Annotated in this window: 14 protein-coding genes and 1 pseudogene; 6 read left to right on the forward strand and 9 right to left on the reverse strand. The window is 68.6% G+C overall.

Annotated elements, in window-relative coordinates:
• Nucleotides 1-218: 218 nt before the first annotated feature.
• Together FCI23_RS49875 and FCI23_RS49880 are read right to left on the reverse strand one after the other, a co-directional pair.
• Nucleotides 219-2,621, reverse strand: a complete 2,403-nt coding sequence (locus FCI23_RS49875) for a hypothetical protein (RefSeq protein WP_136730606.1) — start codon at nt 2,619-2,621, stop codon at nt 219-221.
• Nucleotides 2,622-2,773: 152 nt separating this feature from the next.
• Complete coding sequence (locus tag FCI23_RS49880) at nt 2,774-3,043, reverse strand: hypothetical protein (protein ID WP_136730607.1); 270 nt, start codon at nt 3,041-3,043, stop codon at nt 2,774-2,776.
• Between the two features lie 127 nt (nt 3,044-3,170).
• Between FCI23_RS49880 and FCI23_RS49885 the strand changes: the two genes are divergently transcribed.
• Both FCI23_RS49885 and FCI23_RS49890 read left to right on the forward strand, forming a co-directional pair.
• Complete coding sequence (locus FCI23_RS49885; RefSeq protein ID WP_136730608.1) at nt 3,171-3,788, forward strand: hypothetical protein; 618 nt, start codon at nt 3,171-3,173, stop codon at nt 3,786-3,788.
• Between the two features lie 206 nt (nt 3,789-3,994).
• Entirely contained in the window at nt 3,995-6,106 is a 2,112-nt protein-coding gene (locus FCI23_RS49890; protein WP_136730609.1) for a KAP family P-loop NTPase fold protein, read from the forward strand.
• A 21-nt stretch (nt 6,107-6,127) separates the two neighbouring features.
• Here the strand turns inward: FCI23_RS49890 and FCI23_RS49895 are convergent, their stop codons facing one another.
• The 3 genes from FCI23_RS49895 to FCI23_RS49905 all read right to left on the reverse strand — a co-directional run bounded on the left by FCI23_RS49895 (nt 6,128) and on the right by FCI23_RS49905 (nt 8,261).
• Nucleotides 6,128-6,589 (reverse strand): hypothetical protein, encoded by a 462-nt coding sequence (locus FCI23_RS49895; protein ID WP_136730610.1) that lies wholly within the window; start codon nt 6,587-6,589, stop codon nt 6,128-6,130.
• Between the two features lie 82 nt (nt 6,590-6,671).
• Nucleotides 6,672-7,259, reverse strand: coding sequence for a hypothetical protein (locus FCI23_RS49900; protein ID WP_136730611.1), 588 nt, complete (start codon nt 7,257-7,259; stop codon nt 6,672-6,674).
• A gap of 747 nt (nt 7,260-8,006) precedes the next feature.
• A complete protein-coding gene (locus FCI23_RS49905; protein WP_136730612.1) occupies nt 8,007-8,261 on the reverse strand; it encodes a hypothetical protein in 255 nt (84 codons plus the stop codon).
• Nucleotides 8,262-8,813: 552 nt separating this feature from the next.
• Here FCI23_RS49905 and FCI23_RS49910 point away from each other — a divergent pair.
• Complete coding sequence (locus FCI23_RS49910) at nt 8,814-9,842, forward strand: DNA polymerase Y family protein (RefSeq protein ID WP_246144808.1); 1,029 nt, start codon at nt 8,814-8,816, stop codon at nt 9,840-9,842.
• Nucleotides 9,843-10,093: 251 nt separating this feature from the next.
• Here FCI23_RS49910 and FCI23_RS49915 read toward each other — a convergent pair whose 3' ends face one another.
• Nucleotides 10,094-10,327 (reverse strand): hypothetical protein, encoded by a 234-nt coding sequence (locus tag FCI23_RS49915; protein WP_136730613.1) that lies wholly within the window; start codon nt 10,325-10,327, stop codon nt 10,094-10,096.
• A 97-nt stretch (nt 10,328-10,424) separates the two neighbouring features.
• Here FCI23_RS49915 and FCI23_RS49920 point away from each other — a divergent pair, with 97 nt between their 5' ends.
• Nucleotides 10,425-10,886, forward strand: a complete 462-nt coding sequence (locus FCI23_RS49920) for an NUDIX hydrolase (RefSeq protein WP_136730614.1) — start codon at nt 10,425-10,427, stop codon at nt 10,884-10,886.
• A 15-nt stretch (nt 10,887-10,901) separates the two neighbouring features.
• Here FCI23_RS49920 and FCI23_RS49925 read toward each other — a convergent pair whose 3' ends face one another.
• Nucleotides 10,902-11,204: a hypothetical protein gene (locus tag FCI23_RS49925; RefSeq protein WP_136730615.1), complete on the reverse strand. Its 303-nt coding sequence runs from the start codon at nt 11,202-11,204 to the stop codon at nt 10,902-10,904.
• A 131-nt stretch (nt 11,205-11,335) separates the two neighbouring features.
• On the opposite strand from FCI23_RS49925, the gene FCI23_RS49930 reads away from it, so the two are divergent.
• Entirely contained in the window at nt 11,336-11,974 is a 639-nt protein-coding gene (locus FCI23_RS49930) for a hypothetical protein (protein WP_136730616.1), read from the forward strand.
• Between the two features lie 367 nt (nt 11,975-12,341).
• Here the strand turns inward: FCI23_RS49930 and FCI23_RS49935 are convergent, their stop codons facing one another.
• The gene (locus FCI23_RS49935) at nt 12,342-12,686 is read right to left on the reverse strand and encodes a hypothetical protein (RefSeq protein WP_136730617.1); all 345 of its coding nucleotides are present in this window, start codon (nt 12,684-12,686) and stop codon (nt 12,342-12,344) included.
• Between the two features lie 879 nt (nt 12,687-13,565).
• Between FCI23_RS49935 and FCI23_RS49940 the strand changes: the two genes are divergently transcribed.
• A complete protein-coding gene (locus tag FCI23_RS49940) occupies nt 13,566-13,940 on the forward strand; it encodes a GNAT family N-acetyltransferase (protein WP_136730618.1) in 375 nt (124 codons plus the stop codon).
• A 73-nt stretch (nt 13,941-14,013) separates the two neighbouring features.
• Here the strand turns inward: FCI23_RS49940 and FCI23_RS61645 are convergent.
• Nucleotides 14,014-14,581: pseudogene (locus tag FCI23_RS61645) on the reverse strand (hypothetical protein); the annotation flags it as partial.

Raw genomic sequence — 14,581 nt, forward strand, 5'->3', positions numbered from 1 at the left:
ATCCCGGTGCAGATACGATGGCTCAAGGCCGTGCGGGCCCCTCTTGACGTCACAATCATGATCGTCTCGCACGGCCGTTTGCATGCTCAGACCGGGGTCTCAGCTACCGCGCACGACGTCGTAAGCCACCGCCCCGTGACTGTGCCCGCACCGGTCTGGACTGCGTGGTAGTGGGCAGGGTGGGGCCACAGGCCCTGGGGAGAGTGCTCTCAGCGGCTTCACGAGGCCTCGTCCGCGGTCGGTGCAGCGAGTTCGTCGAGAAGACCGTCCAAGGCGGCTTCGATCTTCTGCAGAGGTCCGCTGAGTTGGGTCCCGTAGCGATCCATCGCTGTGGTCAGGGCGGCGATCTGGGCAGGGACGGGTTTGGCCTCCGGACCTGCCGCCGTTTTGAGGATTTTGGCGGCCTGACCGGGGCTGATCCCGCGGTGCTTCTCAAGCATGGCGAGGAGTTGGTGTGCGGCGTCGCGGACATGACGCAGTCCGTCTGCGGGTGTGACCGCTGCTGGGGGGGCAGCGGCCGGGCGCAGATCGTTCCTGTCGCGGACCAGCAATTTCATGCCGGCTTCGCGGCAGAGCCGGTCAGCTTTGTGACGGGCGTCGTCGGGCACCGTGTCCATCGCCGCCAGTAGGTGGATGTCGGCACCCAGCCGCTTGCTCAAGGCGACGTCGCGCTTCAGCTGGCTGTCGGTGAAAGCCGATGCGGAGGTCTTGATCTCTGCTGAGAGGACCTGGCCGTCGTAGATGCCGAAGAGGTCGACTTCCTCGGTGGTGCCGTCGCTGAAGTGCAGGTCAGTGCCGGGCAGGAAGAACGATTGCGGCTTGTCCCGCAGAAGTGCTGCGGCGACCAGGAGGTGGGGCAGTACCCCGTTGTCGCTGGCCCGGTCGGCGAAGCTGTCGAGGCGGTAGAAAACTCCCAGATGGTCGGAGCGCAGATCGTAGGTACAGGCAGCCGAACAGCCCGGGCACCGGGCTCGGCCCCCAGCCTCGTGCAGGGGGTGGAACGCCCGGATGCCGCACTGCTCGCATTTGGTGACCAGCCCCCGCTCCGCCCATCCCAACGCGCATAGCCGCTCGGCGACCCCTGCAGCCTGCCCGCGGCTCATGCCCTCGAGCGCGTCGGCCGGCAGGTAGCGGCGTTCGGCGCGTCCTCCCCATGTGGCGGCGATCTCGATCAGACGCCCGTCGTCCTCGCCGTCGGCCTCGAGCTCCTGCAGCTTTTTCAGGAGTTCCTTGGACCGGGGAGTGGTCAAGGCGATCACCGCTTCGTACACGCCGGCTTCCAACAAAGCGGCGATGTCCGTCTGCCGCTGCAGCGCCGCACCAAGCCTGCCCGGCCCGGAGGGACTGTGCATGGCGGTCACCTGGTCCAGCAGCCGCGCGGTGGCCTGCGCGAGAGTGGGGAAGGTCAGCGGGAAAAGGTAGCTGTGGTGAGCCTGCATGCGCAGCTGAATGCCGTCGCCACGCCACTGGGCATCGCTGTCGATCATGGCGGCGATACCGGCACGCCGCGGTAGTCCCTCCAGGAGACTTCCGCTGATCCGGACCAGGGCGCGCGCAGGCCCGTGGAACTGCACCGGAGAGGCGAACCGCATCATGCTCTCGCCGGAGAATACCTGCACGTCGAATGATGTCGTCAAGCCGTACTCGCGCTCCTGGAGCACGAAGTCAGCGGGATCGACATCGCACCGGTAGACGAAGGGCGCCTGGCCCGCCGGTGGCTCGGGCCATCGGACACCGGCCCGCACCTCCTCCCGCGTAGGCACCAGTTGCAAGACCCCCGCGATCTGGTGCAACTGCTCCTGGGAGACGTTCTCACTGAACAACAGGACATCTGGACAGAACTGGCGGGAGCGCCGGCCCAGGAAGTCAGCGAGCTGTTTCGGGAATCCCATCCAGTGCTGCACCTCGTCGCTAGGCAGCAACATCATGGGTATGTCCGCGCTGCTCACCGGGCGCAGGGCCCGCAGGTTCCAGAAGGCCAGGCAGTCCTCGACGTCGTCGGGACCGGTGATCCACAGCACTGCGGGTGCGTGCCCGGGGGAGACGCTGTGGTGTTCGCCGAACTGCTCCACCGACTGCAGGATATGGACGGCTTCGAATAGCTGGGACCGGCCGAAGTCATCTCCATGTCCGCTGGGGCGGGCTTGAACATCCGGCCAGTAGCCTTCGGCAGGTCGCCGGCCGATGTATCCGGCTGCAGCAGCCTGCCACAAGGGCGACTCGTCGGTCGCGGCCAGCGGAGCGTTGGGGCGCTCGACGATGCCGGTGATTTGGAGTGGCGGGCACGTCCACGATGCATCGGTCCCAGCCCGGATCTGGTCAATCGGGACGCACACCAGGCCCAAGTCCGCCGCCACGCCCACGGCGACTCCCGGGTCGACGTCCACATTCACGGCCGCTTCGACACCGGCAATCCTCACCATCTGGCGCAGACGCTCAACGACCGTCCCCTCCGGCGTGACGGGCACCATGGGCTCGGTCATGCCACCCCACCGGCTGCTGGCCTCCAGCAGCGCACGACGGAAACCAGCTTCACTGCCCGCCGCGATGAGGTACGCTACGCGACCCGGCAGCACCGCTGCCTGCATAAGCGACTGTCCGAGGTAGTCCATGCGTTCCATGGCGGCGATCCTGACACCCTGCACGGATCGGTGACAGCGATGCCCGTACATCGGACATCCGCGCTGGCCGATCCGGCCGCCGGTCATACCGCTGGCACCTGCCCCGGTCTGACCAGGGCAGAGCGGGGCGGACGAGTTCACGCACCATTCCGCTACGGCTGTGGCGTGCCAGCAAGCCACAGCCGTAGCGGGGTGAAGCGGGCCGCCTGCATGTCCGCCACGGCCTGCTTCGGGTCGCCGGGGCCGCGCCGGGTGCACAACCCGCAGGAGCCGCCGCGGCCGGTGACGTTGTCGTACCGCGGGGCGACCAGGTGCCCGGCGGCGGTGCACCGTGACAGCCAGGGCTTGCCGGTGCCGGGGTAGGGCGCGAGGGTGTTGACGCCGTGGTCGAGCATCGCGGCGGCCGCCCCCAGCGGATCCACGGTTGGTTCTTGTGCGCCACGGTCACCCAGGCGCTGGCAGGGCTCGCGGTGCCGGTCCATCCCCTGCCCGCCTACACCCCGCACCTGAAGGGCACGATCGAGCAGCTCAACGATTGCAGTGGAGGAGATGCTGCTGGTATCCCTGCCCGGTTACACCCGCCGCGCCCGGATGACCGGGGCGCCGCGGCCGGAGGCGGGGGAGGAACTGCTGCCGTTCGCGGCGTTCGTGCAAATCCTGCTGGACTGGGTGCACTGGTGGAACACCGAGCACTGCCCGGCTGGCCTGGGCGGCGGGCTGACTCCGCTGCAGGCGTGGGAGGCAGACCCCACACCGGTCGATGACGTGCCGCCCCGCGACCTGGCGTGGTTCGCGCTGGAGGACGACGGCCGGACCCGCACCATCACCACCAGCGGTGTCACCTGGCGGCGCCGCTACCTCCAGCGCCTCACCCGCACCGACCTCCCCCTCCTGGCCGCCGATCCCCTCCAGGGCAGTGGCCTGCCCGGCCTCACCGCCTTCGCACAGGCCTGCAAACTGCGCCCGCCGCAGCCACCGCGCCCCAGACGCACCCGCGCCCGCGTCGGCAAGAACCGCAAGAGGCGGCTGTCACCGTCTGAACCGGCGACGATCTGGCCGCTGTGCAGCGCCCACTACCACTTCCGCTGGGCCATGCCCGAACAGATGGACGGCTGCCCGCAACCTCCCGATCACACCCGTCCGAGGCGAACGAAGCCGGTGTCGTAGGACTCGACCGGGACCCTTTACCCGTCGTGAGCGCTCACCGCGTGGGCGTGCTCTGTCCATGGTCTGGATGAGTCTCCGGAAAGCCATGGAAGTCGTGCAGGTCAGTGCCGGCGGTCGGCGAGTGGCCTCGCCTACGGTCTGACCACCGCCTCGGTGTCAGTGGGTGGCGCTACGCTCACTCTCCACGGTGACCAAGGATGGTTGGCATGGACGACGGCGCTTCGATCAACGTCAGCAGTCTCCTCAACGGGGACGACCCTATTGAGGATGCCAGCGAAGACTTGCTGCAGCGTGCCAGCCTCGCGGACGCGTTCGCGGCGGAGATCCGCAGGACATCGGCGAAGCACGGCGCGGTTGTCGCGCTCACGGGAAAATGGGGCTCGGGCAAGACCTCCCTGCTGAACCTCACCTCCTGCGCTCTGCAAGCGGCCGACGACGTTCAAGTCGTCAAGTTCAACCCGTGGTTCTTCTCCGGCACCGACCAGCTCATGCGGTTCTTCTTCGACGAACTCGCCGGGCAGCTGCGGGATGGACGCGGGCGGAAGGACAAGCTGAAGACCGCGGGTCGCACTGTCGCCGATCGCCTGGGCAAGTACTCGTCCGCTCTGTCGCCACTGAAGTTCATTCCTGGCGTCGGCGCCGTTCTGGAAGGCGCAAGCGCCGTCGCTGGGGGCGCGTCCAAACTCTTGGGCGAGGAGCAGCAGACCGTCCACCAACAGCGGGCGGAGATCACCGAGCTCCTCGCGGACCTGCCGGGGCGGATCGTGGTCTTCGTCGACGATATTGATCGCCTGTCGCAGCAGGAGATCCGAGATCTCTTCCGGCTGGTACGCCTGACAGGCTCGTTCCCGAACATCGTCTACGTCTTGTGCTTCGACCGCGCCGTTGTGGAGACGGCGCTGACTGATGGGGCTGTCGAGGGATCCGCCTACCTCGAGAAGATCGTGAAGATCTCGATGGACGTGCCACCCCTCCCCACGCAGGCGCTGTCACCGGTCATCACCCAGGGGTTGGTCGAGGCGCTCGATGGGATCGACACCGGACCGATTGACGCAGCGCGGTGGCCGGATGTGTTCGTGCAGCTCATTCTCCCTATGTTCTCCACCATCCGGGATGTAAAGCGGTACCTGGCGTCGGTGCCTCTGACCGTCCGCAGCCTGCGCACGGAAGTGAGCCTGGTCGACGTCCTGGCGCTCGAGGCGCTTCGTGTCCGGTACCCCGCAGCGCACGACCTGCTGCCGGCCGCCGCAGACTTGCTCACCGGGACCACCTCGATCTATCAGCGCAACACTGAACAGACACCGCATGAGAAAGCCTTCGTGGAGGAGTTCATCCGTCTCTTGAACGGCCATGCCAAGTCGGTCGTCCACCTGCTGTTCCCTGCCGCCGACCGGTTCTTCGGCGGTAGTAATTACGGCTCTGATTGGGGCCCAGTCTGGGAGCGGGACCGACGCGTGGCTTGCAGCAAGGTGCTGGACTACTACCTGCACAGGCAGCTCCCCGCCGGGCGGGCCCCCAGTTGGTGGATCGACCGCGTCGCGGACACGATCGGCGACGAGACCGCGCTTACCGAGGCGCTGGAGCAGGTGCCGGATCCCCTGCTGGACGACGTCCTCAAGCGTCTGGTTCCCTCTCTCCGGGAGGCGTCCGAGGATCAGGTGCTGCCCACGGCTACGGCGCTGATGCGTCAGCTGCCGCGTGTCCGGCTGGGGTCCTCCGGCATGCTTTCTCCGGGAGGCGAATGGGCCGTCCTGAGCCCGGTGAACGCTCTGCTCCGCACGCTCAGTGAAGATGCGGTCGACCGCACCGTCACCAGTCTCTTCCACAGCATCGCAAGCCTCTACGGGAAGGTCCTCCTGCTCGGTATCACTACGGGCGGCCCGAGCGAACAGGGGTTGGTCTCGGAGGAAACCGCCCGATCCCTGAAACAGGAACTCTGTTCCCAGCTCTGTGCGGCCCGCCCCGAGGATCTTGTGGGCGAAAGGATGCTACTGCGGACGGTCGTCGTGGCAACAGCCGACACAGACGGTTCCCCGGCCCTTGAGCCGCTGTCCGATGTCCGGGTCGTCGCGCGCCTGCTCGAAAGCGGGGTGTCGCCTGTGCACAGCCAAACGATCGGCAGCGTGGCAGTAAGGACTGAAAAGCGGCTCGTCTGGGACTCGCTGGTGAACGTGTTCGGCGGGGAAGCAGGTCTGAGTGAAGCTGTTGCGTCCCTGCGCCGGTCCCTCGATGACGGGACGGTCGAGTCAAACGAGGAACTGGCAGCCGCTCTGGACCTGTACGAGAAGTATTCGGCAGGATGGCGCCCTCGGTTCTGACTGTGCGCCGTACTGGACGCCTCAGCGGAAGACCTGTGGGTGGGTCTTCCGGAAGACAGCCAAGGACCAGTCGGTGGTGCGGTTGACCAGCCCTTGCAGTTCCGTCGCGAGGGCCTCCAGGTCGGCTACGGCAAGGGGCCTGGTGCGGAACGTCCCCGGCCTTCGGTTCATGGCCAGCAGCACCCCGTCGACCTCGCCCCATGCGCCATGGATGTAGTCGTTCCGGATCTCCAGAGACGACCGAGCGTCCTTGACGATCTCCTTCAGCTCGTCCAGCTCCTTGGGCGTGATCTCCGACCGATCGGAGGCGATGCCCACCACAGCAGATAGCACCCGACCGGTCATCTTGGTGTCGGCCAAGGCGTCTTTCTCGTCTCCGGTGGGAGCGAGCATCTCACCCACGAAGCGCATCGACATCTCCAGCGCAGCCGCCCAGTAGACCATCCGCCCCAGAGCTGCTTCTAGCTCTGTCGAGTCTGTCATCCCACGTCACTCCCCGTCGGGCGTCATCCTGCATGTCTGACAGCTGGGTTCCCGGGCTGTGAATCGCTACCGAACTGGCCTGTCAAATGGGTTCACCTTCCCAGTCGTCCATGTGCGCGCGGGCTATATCGAGGAAGTTCCCGATGGAAATCTGCAACATCTGGGACGCCTGGGTGACTTCCCTGTAAGTATGAAACTGCCCCTCGTGCATAAGCGTCATCTCGTCTACTGGAAACCCCGGGAATGAGTGAACCAAATTTGCGTAACCACTCAGCATCGCCAGAGAATTCACGCACGCTTGGAGAACCTCCTCAACGGCGTCCGCTACTTCTTGAGGCCCCAGGAGACGTACTTTTATGGCGGAGTCGGCGAACACATCCCCCATGTCTAAGAAATCCGAGGTGCGGGGTTGGGGAATTTGGTCGGCGCCTGATGCTGTAGCTCGCTTGTATTCGTTGCTTTTGTCAATAACCTGAGCTGCGAAGGCGCGCACGTTGGTGGCGAATTCTTCGTACGCGGGTTGGCGATCAACCCGCCGCTGTTTGCGGTAGTCGCCTGTGGCAGTCTGCTGCGAGGAGTCAGTGGACCCTCTTTTTCCAATCAGAGCTGTGACGATAGCTCCCCCCACGGCTGCTAATCCAGCCACCACTGTGGCTGTTCCGCCATCCATGGCCCTCCCCAACGACCGGTCAGCTATGACTGAGTCTTTCGAGCGTGCCTCCTTTTTACCCGACATGCCGTGGGCTGGGCCCCTGCTTCGAAGCCCTTCGCCGCGCTGCTCTACCAGCGCATGCCGAGTGCGTCGAGTTCCGCTCGCCGTTCGGGGGTGAGTTTGTCGGCCCGCCTGCGGGCGTTGTCCACGAAGAAGCCGAGCTTGTGTTCGACACCGTCCACGGTCTCGATGTGCTTCCTGGACGGCTGGAGGTGGCTCGCGGGCGTGGAACTGCCGGGCGGCCGCGAGGTTCGCCGCCCACTTGCCGGCCTGTGTACGGGGCGCCTGGGGCCGCTCGTCAGGCTCTGCGGGGGACAGGTGCAGCATGTTCTCCAGCATCCAGGCCTGCGCGGGCAGCAGTTGGTCCCAGCCGAGACGCTGCGCCTGCACCCACGCCCCGAGATCCTCGCCCTGCAAGGTCATCTGTGATGGTCTGCGGGGGAGTGTCGGTTGAACGTTGTCGTCTGGGCGTCAGTGGCGCAGGCGCGGTGACCTGGTCGTTGACGCTGACGGGTGGTGCTCACTCGTTGCTGACATGAGTGACGAAGGGCCATGTCATTTTTATGCCGACCACCAGGCAGGTCACCTTCGGCGTCCGAAAGACTCAGCGGCGGCCGCCAGGGGCGGTCTCGGTGGTCGGGTCCCGGCCGCGCGGACCGGACAGCACCGGCACGGTTCACTCCCACATGAGGTCGCTGACGGCGATCACATCCGTGGCGCACAGATCGACCAGCTGCTGCGTCGCTGCGCCGGCGGTGGCGGGCGAGCGTGACCCGCCGGTTCGGCGCCGCGCTGGTCGACGGCCTGCTGGCCCGTGCCCACGCTGCGGCCGCCGCGATCCGGCGGCGGTTGCGCCCGGTCGTCGACGTCGCCCTGGCCGCCGTCGATGTCGCCGCCGTGGTGTACGTGATGTGCGGCAGCTTCGTCCGCCGGCACCTGCTCGCGGAAGCCCGCCGCCACCTTGCCCAGACCCTCCGCGGCGGCCCCACGAACCCGGTCTGGACGACCGCATCGTCACGCCCTGACCGAGCACTGCACCCCGGCAGGACGAGGGCCGGACACCTGGACCGCAGACTGGAGCGACCTCTCCCCACCCGGCCCGGAAGCTCGACGGCTCCGCGCTGCGCCCGGTGGCGCGCCGCCGGGCGGCTACTGCCTACCAGCGGGCGCAGACCGCCAGCGCCGTCCTGCAAAACCGGCTGCGCGCCGCTGGCCGTGCCCGGCACCCGGCCCGTCCCGCCATCCCGGCCGCTGGCGGAGGCATCGGTGAGGTCGGCTATGACGGTGTCCGGGGGCTGGAGTTCGACCATCTCGGCCACCTCGAATATCAGGTCCGCGAGCTGCCGGTACAGCCGGGGATCGGCGGCGGCGAGGTTGCTGTGCAGTCGCACGTGCATGATCGCGGAGACGCCGTCAGGGGTTGGCGCTGCGGGCATGATCCGCCTCCCTCGCCTGTCGGTGGCGGGTGCGAGCCTATCGCGTGTTCGATTAGTTGTTCGATACCTGGGTGGGGTGACAGCACACGTGGAGGACGAACGGCCGCGGGCCGCGCCCGGTGCGCACGTGCTGCATGTGCGCGTTCGCCCCGGGACCGACGAGGCGCGCTACCGGCTGGTGGTCTCGTTGCTGGAGCAGGTCAGCCCGGTGGTGCAGGCGCTGCCACCGGCCGCGGCGCTGGTCGACGTCGCCGGCGCCGTGCGCTACTTCGGCCGTGCGCCGTACGAACTCGCGCAGCGGATCCGGGCGCGGGCGATCGCCCTGTACGGCGCCGACCTGCATATCGGTATCGCCCCCAACCCCGCCCTGGCCGCGATGGCCTCAGCCCGGACCGGACCCGGCGGGATCCTCCTGGTCCCCGACGACCCGCAAGCCATCGCCGCCTTCGTCAACCCGCTGCCCGTGCAGGCGCTGTACGGCATCGGCCCCACACAGGCCGGCTCCCTCACCCACTTCGGCCTGCACACCATCGGCGCCCTCGCCGCCACACCCCCCGCCACCGTGCAACGCATCCTCGGCGCCCGCACCGGGCGGACACTGCACGAGCGCGCCCGCGGCATCGACCCCCGCCCCGTGATCCCAGCCGCCCTGCCGGCCGGCATCACCGAGCAGCGCCTCCTGGACCACGACACCCTCGACCCCGGCCGCCTGCGCACCGAACTGCTGGACGCGGCCGTCGCCGTCGGCGACCGGCTGCGCCGCCGCCACCAGGCCGCCCGCACCCTCACCCTCGACGTCACCTTCGCCGACGGCTCCCGGATCGAGCGCACCCGCACCCTGCGCGAGCCCACCACCCACACCGAGGACCTGCGAACCCTCGCCTACGCCATCTTCGACGCACTCGCCCTGCAACGCGCACGCGTCCGCGGCCTCACCCTGCGCGCCGAACAACTCACCGACGCCACCGGCACCCCGCAACAGATCACCCTGGACCGCACCCGCGAGAACAGGCTGCGCCTGGAGCCGGTCATCGACTGCCTCAATGCCCGTTTCGGCGGGCACGCAGTCGTCCCGGCCAGTCTTGCCTTCCGCCACAGCGCCTGAAGGGGCACGGCCCCCCGGCTTCCCGCGAGCGAGGTTCCGGCGAGGGCTGTGGCGGGCTGCAGGAGGTCGGCCGGCCAGCAGGCCCTTCGACCACCTCCAGGCCGAGTTCTGACCGACCAGAGGATGACGACCCGCTGTGATCGTCTCCGTGGTCAAAGCGCAGGTCAGCACGGATACACCGCCCCAGTGCAAGACGCCCACCTCCATCCCGCCGTGCACCGCCGGGAATATGGAGGAGCGGCGTGGCATCCTCAACCAGCTGGGCCGGGAACGATGACCGTGGTGGTCACGCCATCGCTGATGACGATGGGCCCGTCCTCGTAGTCCTCGGACAGCCCAGGCTGTCCGTACGGGTCAAGCCCGATGACGTTGTCGATGGCTGTGGCAGCTGCTGCACGACGCTGAGCCGGGCTCATCGCCAGGCATGGCATGACGATCGCTTCGTCCTCGTCGTACGGCTCATTGCGGCCAGCCTGCCACGTCATCCCACCCCCGCGCTCGCCACTCGCCAGGCCCACAATCCGCACGCGCCCACACCGGTAGCCACTCATCGAACGGGTCTTCACTGCCAAGCTGAAGGGCATGACCACACCGCAGCGCGAAGCCGCCCGCGTGATCGTCATGGACGACGCCGACCGGATCCTGCTGCTGCGCTACGACGAGAACGGCGGCTTCTGGGCCACCCCCGGTGGCTCCCTGGACCTGGGGGAGGACCACGACACCGCTGCGCGGCGCGAGCTACGGGAGGAGCTCGGCGTCGACGACGTCGAGATGGGCCCGCAGCTCGCCGAACGCAGCCAGGTCCACCACGTCGGCGGCCGGCCCGCCCACCAGGTCGAGCGCTACTACCTCGCCCGCATCGACCCCGCCGCCGTCGACCCCGCTCGCGCCACCCAGCCCGACGGCATCGGCGTCCGCCGCTGGTGGACCCTGGACGAACTGCGCGCCACCGACCAGACGGTCTACCCGGTCGGCCTCGCCAGCCTCATCACCGACGTCCTCGCCCACGGCGTTCCGCAGCGGCCCGTCGTCCTGGCCGGCTGACCCCGGAAGCCCGGACTACCCAGCCACTGGCGTCTTGGTCCGCGCTTCCACCTTCACCGCCGAACGCGCGTCCACCAGGTCCTCCCGGGCGATGCCCTCCCACCACTCATCCGCCGCAATCCGCGCCGCAAGATCCCTCAGCCGATCCCGCAGCACACCCATCTGCTCCCGCTGCTCCGGCGTCCATGTCCGCCCGAGGGTGGCGGGATCAATCGGTGCCATGGGAATCGCTTCGAGGTCCGCTTCGGCGGCGTAGAGGTCTTTCTGCAGCGCGATGAGCCGGGACGGGACGTTGAACGTCTTCTTGGGCTTGGCCATGATGCGATCGTACGTTCGACACGGCAGCATGCGGCACGTCGCCACGCACTCAAACCAGCAGCTCCACCGGGCGGAGTACGCCTCCCCGGAAGGGGCCCGCAACGCCCGGCTGCGACCGTATGCTGCCGAATGTGGCAGCAGACATCCGCAACACCGCCCCGTTCAAGGCGCTGGCCGCGCAGACCGACGCCGAACTCCTCACCCGCGGCCTGGAAGTCGACCCGGTCGCCGTCCACAACGTCCTGGCCCACATGGTGAACCTGGTCGCTGACCGGATGGGCATCCAACCCCGCTCCGCGCTGCGCTACGTCGACCCGTCCGCCACCGCGGACACCATCGCCAAAGCCGCCGATCCGGCCACCGCCGGCGCCGAGAACGTCCACGCCGTGCGCCCGGTCCGCGTCGACGACCGCGAGGTCGTGCTGCCGCGCTTCGCCCCGGGGCGGCCACTGATGGCGCTCGCGCAGGCCGCGAAGTACGCCTCCGGCAACGGCAACCAGCGCATCACCGACCACGCCCTGGACCTGATCACCGAACTCGGGGCAGCTACCTCAGCCGATCTCGACAGTCCCGACATGCGCGTCGCCGTCGGTGTCCTGGACGAAGCCGCCGACATCCTCGAACGGGTCGCCGCCCGCATCGAGACCGACGGCTGGAGCCTGTGCCAGTGCGGTGAGGACCACCAAGGCGGACTGGACACCAAAGTGGCCGCCACGATGCGCGGGGACGCCGACTTCGCCCGCCAGCTGCGCGCCCACGTCGACAACTGACCCACCGTACGGTTCGAGCCGAGCACCGCCGTGAGCGCCGCCTGCCGCCGAAACCCGGCCTGCCAAGCCAAGCGCTGTGGGCGGTGATCTCGTTGACCGCGCAGGTCAAGCGGCGTTCGATGGGCGCTCCGTCCCCGGAAGGAATCGCACCATGACCGACGACTCCGACACCGCGGTGCCCGGCGCGTCAAAGAGCGGGATGCCTGGGCACGAGAGAACTTTCCCCCGGCCCACACGCGCCTCCGGGCCGCTGCTCGGTAGGGAGCGGTTCGGGGCGCGCCGCCAGCACCGACTGCACCTACGGGGGGAACACCGACCGGCGTCTGCAACCGCACAAGCGCCCGCCGACGTGTCGCCGCGGCGGCGTTCATGGACGCCGCCGTCGGCTGCGCCGGCGCCGAGGCTTTCTGCGCTCGCGGTGCTGCAGGAGCTCGCGCCACAGTTCCAGTTTGTGTCCGGATTCCTCCGGCATCAGGACCTGGGCCAGCGGGGCAATGGACGCGACGACGACGGCCGGCACCACGAAGGCTGTCACGGCCCACCACGGGGCTCCCGCCATAGCCAGTGCGGCCGCTGCCGGGCCGCCGGCGAACACCCCTGCCGCCGCGCCGCCCCGCCGCCGTTCCGGCCGCGGGGGCGGGAGGGCGGGCGTGAGCATCGCCAGCGTCCCTTGCTGGGCTTCGCGGCGCGGGGAGTTGGGGCCCGGAGTCATCGGGATTCCTTCGGTTTCGGGTGCGTGGGCGGTCCGCCGCATGCGGCGGGGTGGAGGATGAAGAGCTCCACCCTTTGTGTCGCGGGGTGGAGCTCCGACAGTCCACGACGGTGTGATGGATGTCGACGTGGTGCGTGCCAGGTGATGGGCAGCACTGTGGCGGGAAGCGTTGTTAGCGGCGCAAGTCCGCTGGCCACGGCCAGCAGTCGTGAGTGTTCACTCGGGCTCTGAGCTGTGGTTTTCGCGGCATCGCACACCAGGACCGGGCTGATAACACAGGTGGGGGTAAGCGGCGCAACCCCTGTAGGCGTCGTTGGTGGTGTCGGGGCATGTTGAGTTCGTCGGTGGGTCGTAGGCACCGGCGGGTGGGAGGCGTGAGCAGGTCCAAGTGGCCGCGCCGTTGTGCTGTGACTGCCGTCGGCGTCCCGGTGGATGCCATCTCCCCTCACCCTGGTTGTGCTGCTGTACGGTCGTGCGCTCGCCGACCGGGGGGATGGCGCAGCGGCGTGGCGCAGTGGCAGGGGCCCTTGCTGACAGCGTGGTTAGTGCCTATTTCTGAGCCAGTCATGTCAAGTCGTGGCGTCGGACAACGCATCGGCAGGGCATTTGTTGCGGCAGCCTCCCGTCACCCGAATGGCCTACGCGCCGCCGTAGGGGTGCCCGGCAGCACTTCCTTGCGGTGCGGGGCCCGAGGTGGAGCAAGCACGCCGCTGTCCGGCGTGCGCCGTACTCCGTTCGGCCCGAAGCTGAGCTGAGCCGGTTGTCTGCGCAAGGAGGCAGCTATAGCTGGTGGGCGCGGTGTACCTGGTCGCGATTGGCACATCCCTGTGAACGGCCAGCCGCAGTGAGATCGAAAGCAAGATCTGAACGGCAGACGTCATGCAAGGTCGCGGCGCGGCGCAGTCGGGGCCGTGGAGCGCGATCACCTTCCCGTGCACGCCCGAGTACTGGTACGGCGAACTCCTCCCCGAGATCCCGGAACACGTCCGCGCCGGTCGCCTCATGGGCCTGTGCGAGCTCGCCGTCACCCCGGCCCGGCAGTCCCAGGGCATCGGCTCCCGCCTCCACTCCGAGCTCCTCAAGGCCATCAACCCCGACTACGCCTCGCTCCTGGTCCGCCCGGACAACACCGCCGGCCGCGGCCTGTACGACCGCCTCGGCTACACGTACGCGGGCCCGTACCGCAACGAACCCGGCGGCCCGGTCTACGAACTCCTGCTTTTCCAGGTCGACGGGGAGACCAGCGAGCAGTGACCACACGCACCCCTGGGCAAGCTAGTTCCGTGCGGCGACACCTACGAGGCGCGCGTCGCGCCTAGTGCTGGCTTCAGGCGAGGGCGTTGTGGAGGGCGCGTACGGCGGGCTCGCGGTGGTGCTGGGCGGGGATGGACTGGTACAGGTCCGTGGCGCGGGCATGGATGAGGCCGGTGCGGTAGCCGGCGGGGAGTACGGCCAGAGCGGCAGCGGCGCGGCGGCACGCCTGCTCGGTGTCACCGTCATGGTGGGCACAGGCGGCGGCGTCGATCGTCAGCAGGGTGCGGGTCATGCTGCTGGTCGGGGCGGACAGTTCGAGCGCGTGGTCCTGGCTTTCGCGGGCCCGCCCGGTGTCGCCTAGGGCGGTGAGCGCGTGGGAGAGGTGGACGTGGTGTTTCTGCTCGCAGTGCCCGAACCAGGTGTCGGCCCGCTGCTCGCCGCTGAGCTGTTCCATCAGCCGGTCGGCGTCGGCCAGCGCGTGGCGGGCCTGGTCGGGTTGGTGGGAGAGGGCGTAGGCGCGGGCGGCGACGGCGGCGGCCAGAGTCGCGGCGGCGGTCGGGGCGGTGCCGGCGGTGCGGCGGGCCTGTTCGGCGAGGACGGCTGCGGCTTTGGGGGAGCCGTAGTTCAGGCCGACCATCGCT

The organism is Actinacidiphila oryziradicis, assembly GCF_005047355.1.
Lineage (GTDB): Bacteria > Actinomycetota > Actinomycetes > Streptomycetales > Streptomycetaceae > Actinacidiphila > Actinacidiphila oryziradicis.

Excerpts from the sequence above, each read along its gene's own strand:
- FCI23_RS49890 (WP_136730609.1), top strand. The coding sequence starts at position 3,995 with ATGGACGACGGCGCTTCGATCAACGTCAGCAGTCTCCTCAACGGGGAC.
- FCI23_RS49885 (WP_136730608.1), top strand. The coding sequence starts at position 3,171 with ATGCTGCTGGTATCCCTGCCCGGTTACACCCGCCGCGCCCGGATGACC.
- FCI23_RS49925 (WP_136730615.1), bottom strand. The coding sequence starts at position 11,204 with ATGGCCAAGCCCAAGAAGACGTTCAACGTCCCGTCCCGGCTCATCGCG.
- FCI23_RS49915 (WP_136730613.1), bottom strand. The coding sequence starts at position 10,327 with ATGACGTGGCAGGCTGGCCGCAATGAGCCGTACGACGAGGACGAAGCG.
- FCI23_RS49920 (WP_136730614.1), top strand. The coding sequence starts at position 10,425 with ATGACCACACCGCAGCGCGAAGCCGCCCGCGTGATCGTCATGGACGAC.
- FCI23_RS49935 (WP_136730617.1), bottom strand. The coding sequence starts at position 12,686 with ATGACTCCGGGCCCCAACTCCCCGCGCCGCGAAGCCCAGCAAGGGACG.
- FCI23_RS49895 (WP_136730610.1), bottom strand. The coding sequence starts at position 6,589 with ATGACAGACTCGACAGAGCTAGAAGCAGCTCTGGGGCGGATGGTCTAC.
- FCI23_RS49875 (WP_136730606.1), bottom strand. The coding sequence starts at position 2,621 with ATGGAACGCATGGACTACCTCGGACAGTCGCTTATGCAGGCAGCGGTG.
- FCI23_RS49900 (WP_136730611.1), bottom strand. The coding sequence starts at position 7,259 with ATGGATGGCGGAACAGCCACAGTGGTGGCTGGATTAGCAGCCGTGGGG.
- FCI23_RS49940 (WP_136730618.1), top strand. The coding sequence starts at position 13,566 with ATGCAAGGTCGCGGCGCGGCGCAGTCGGGGCCGTGGAGCGCGATCACC.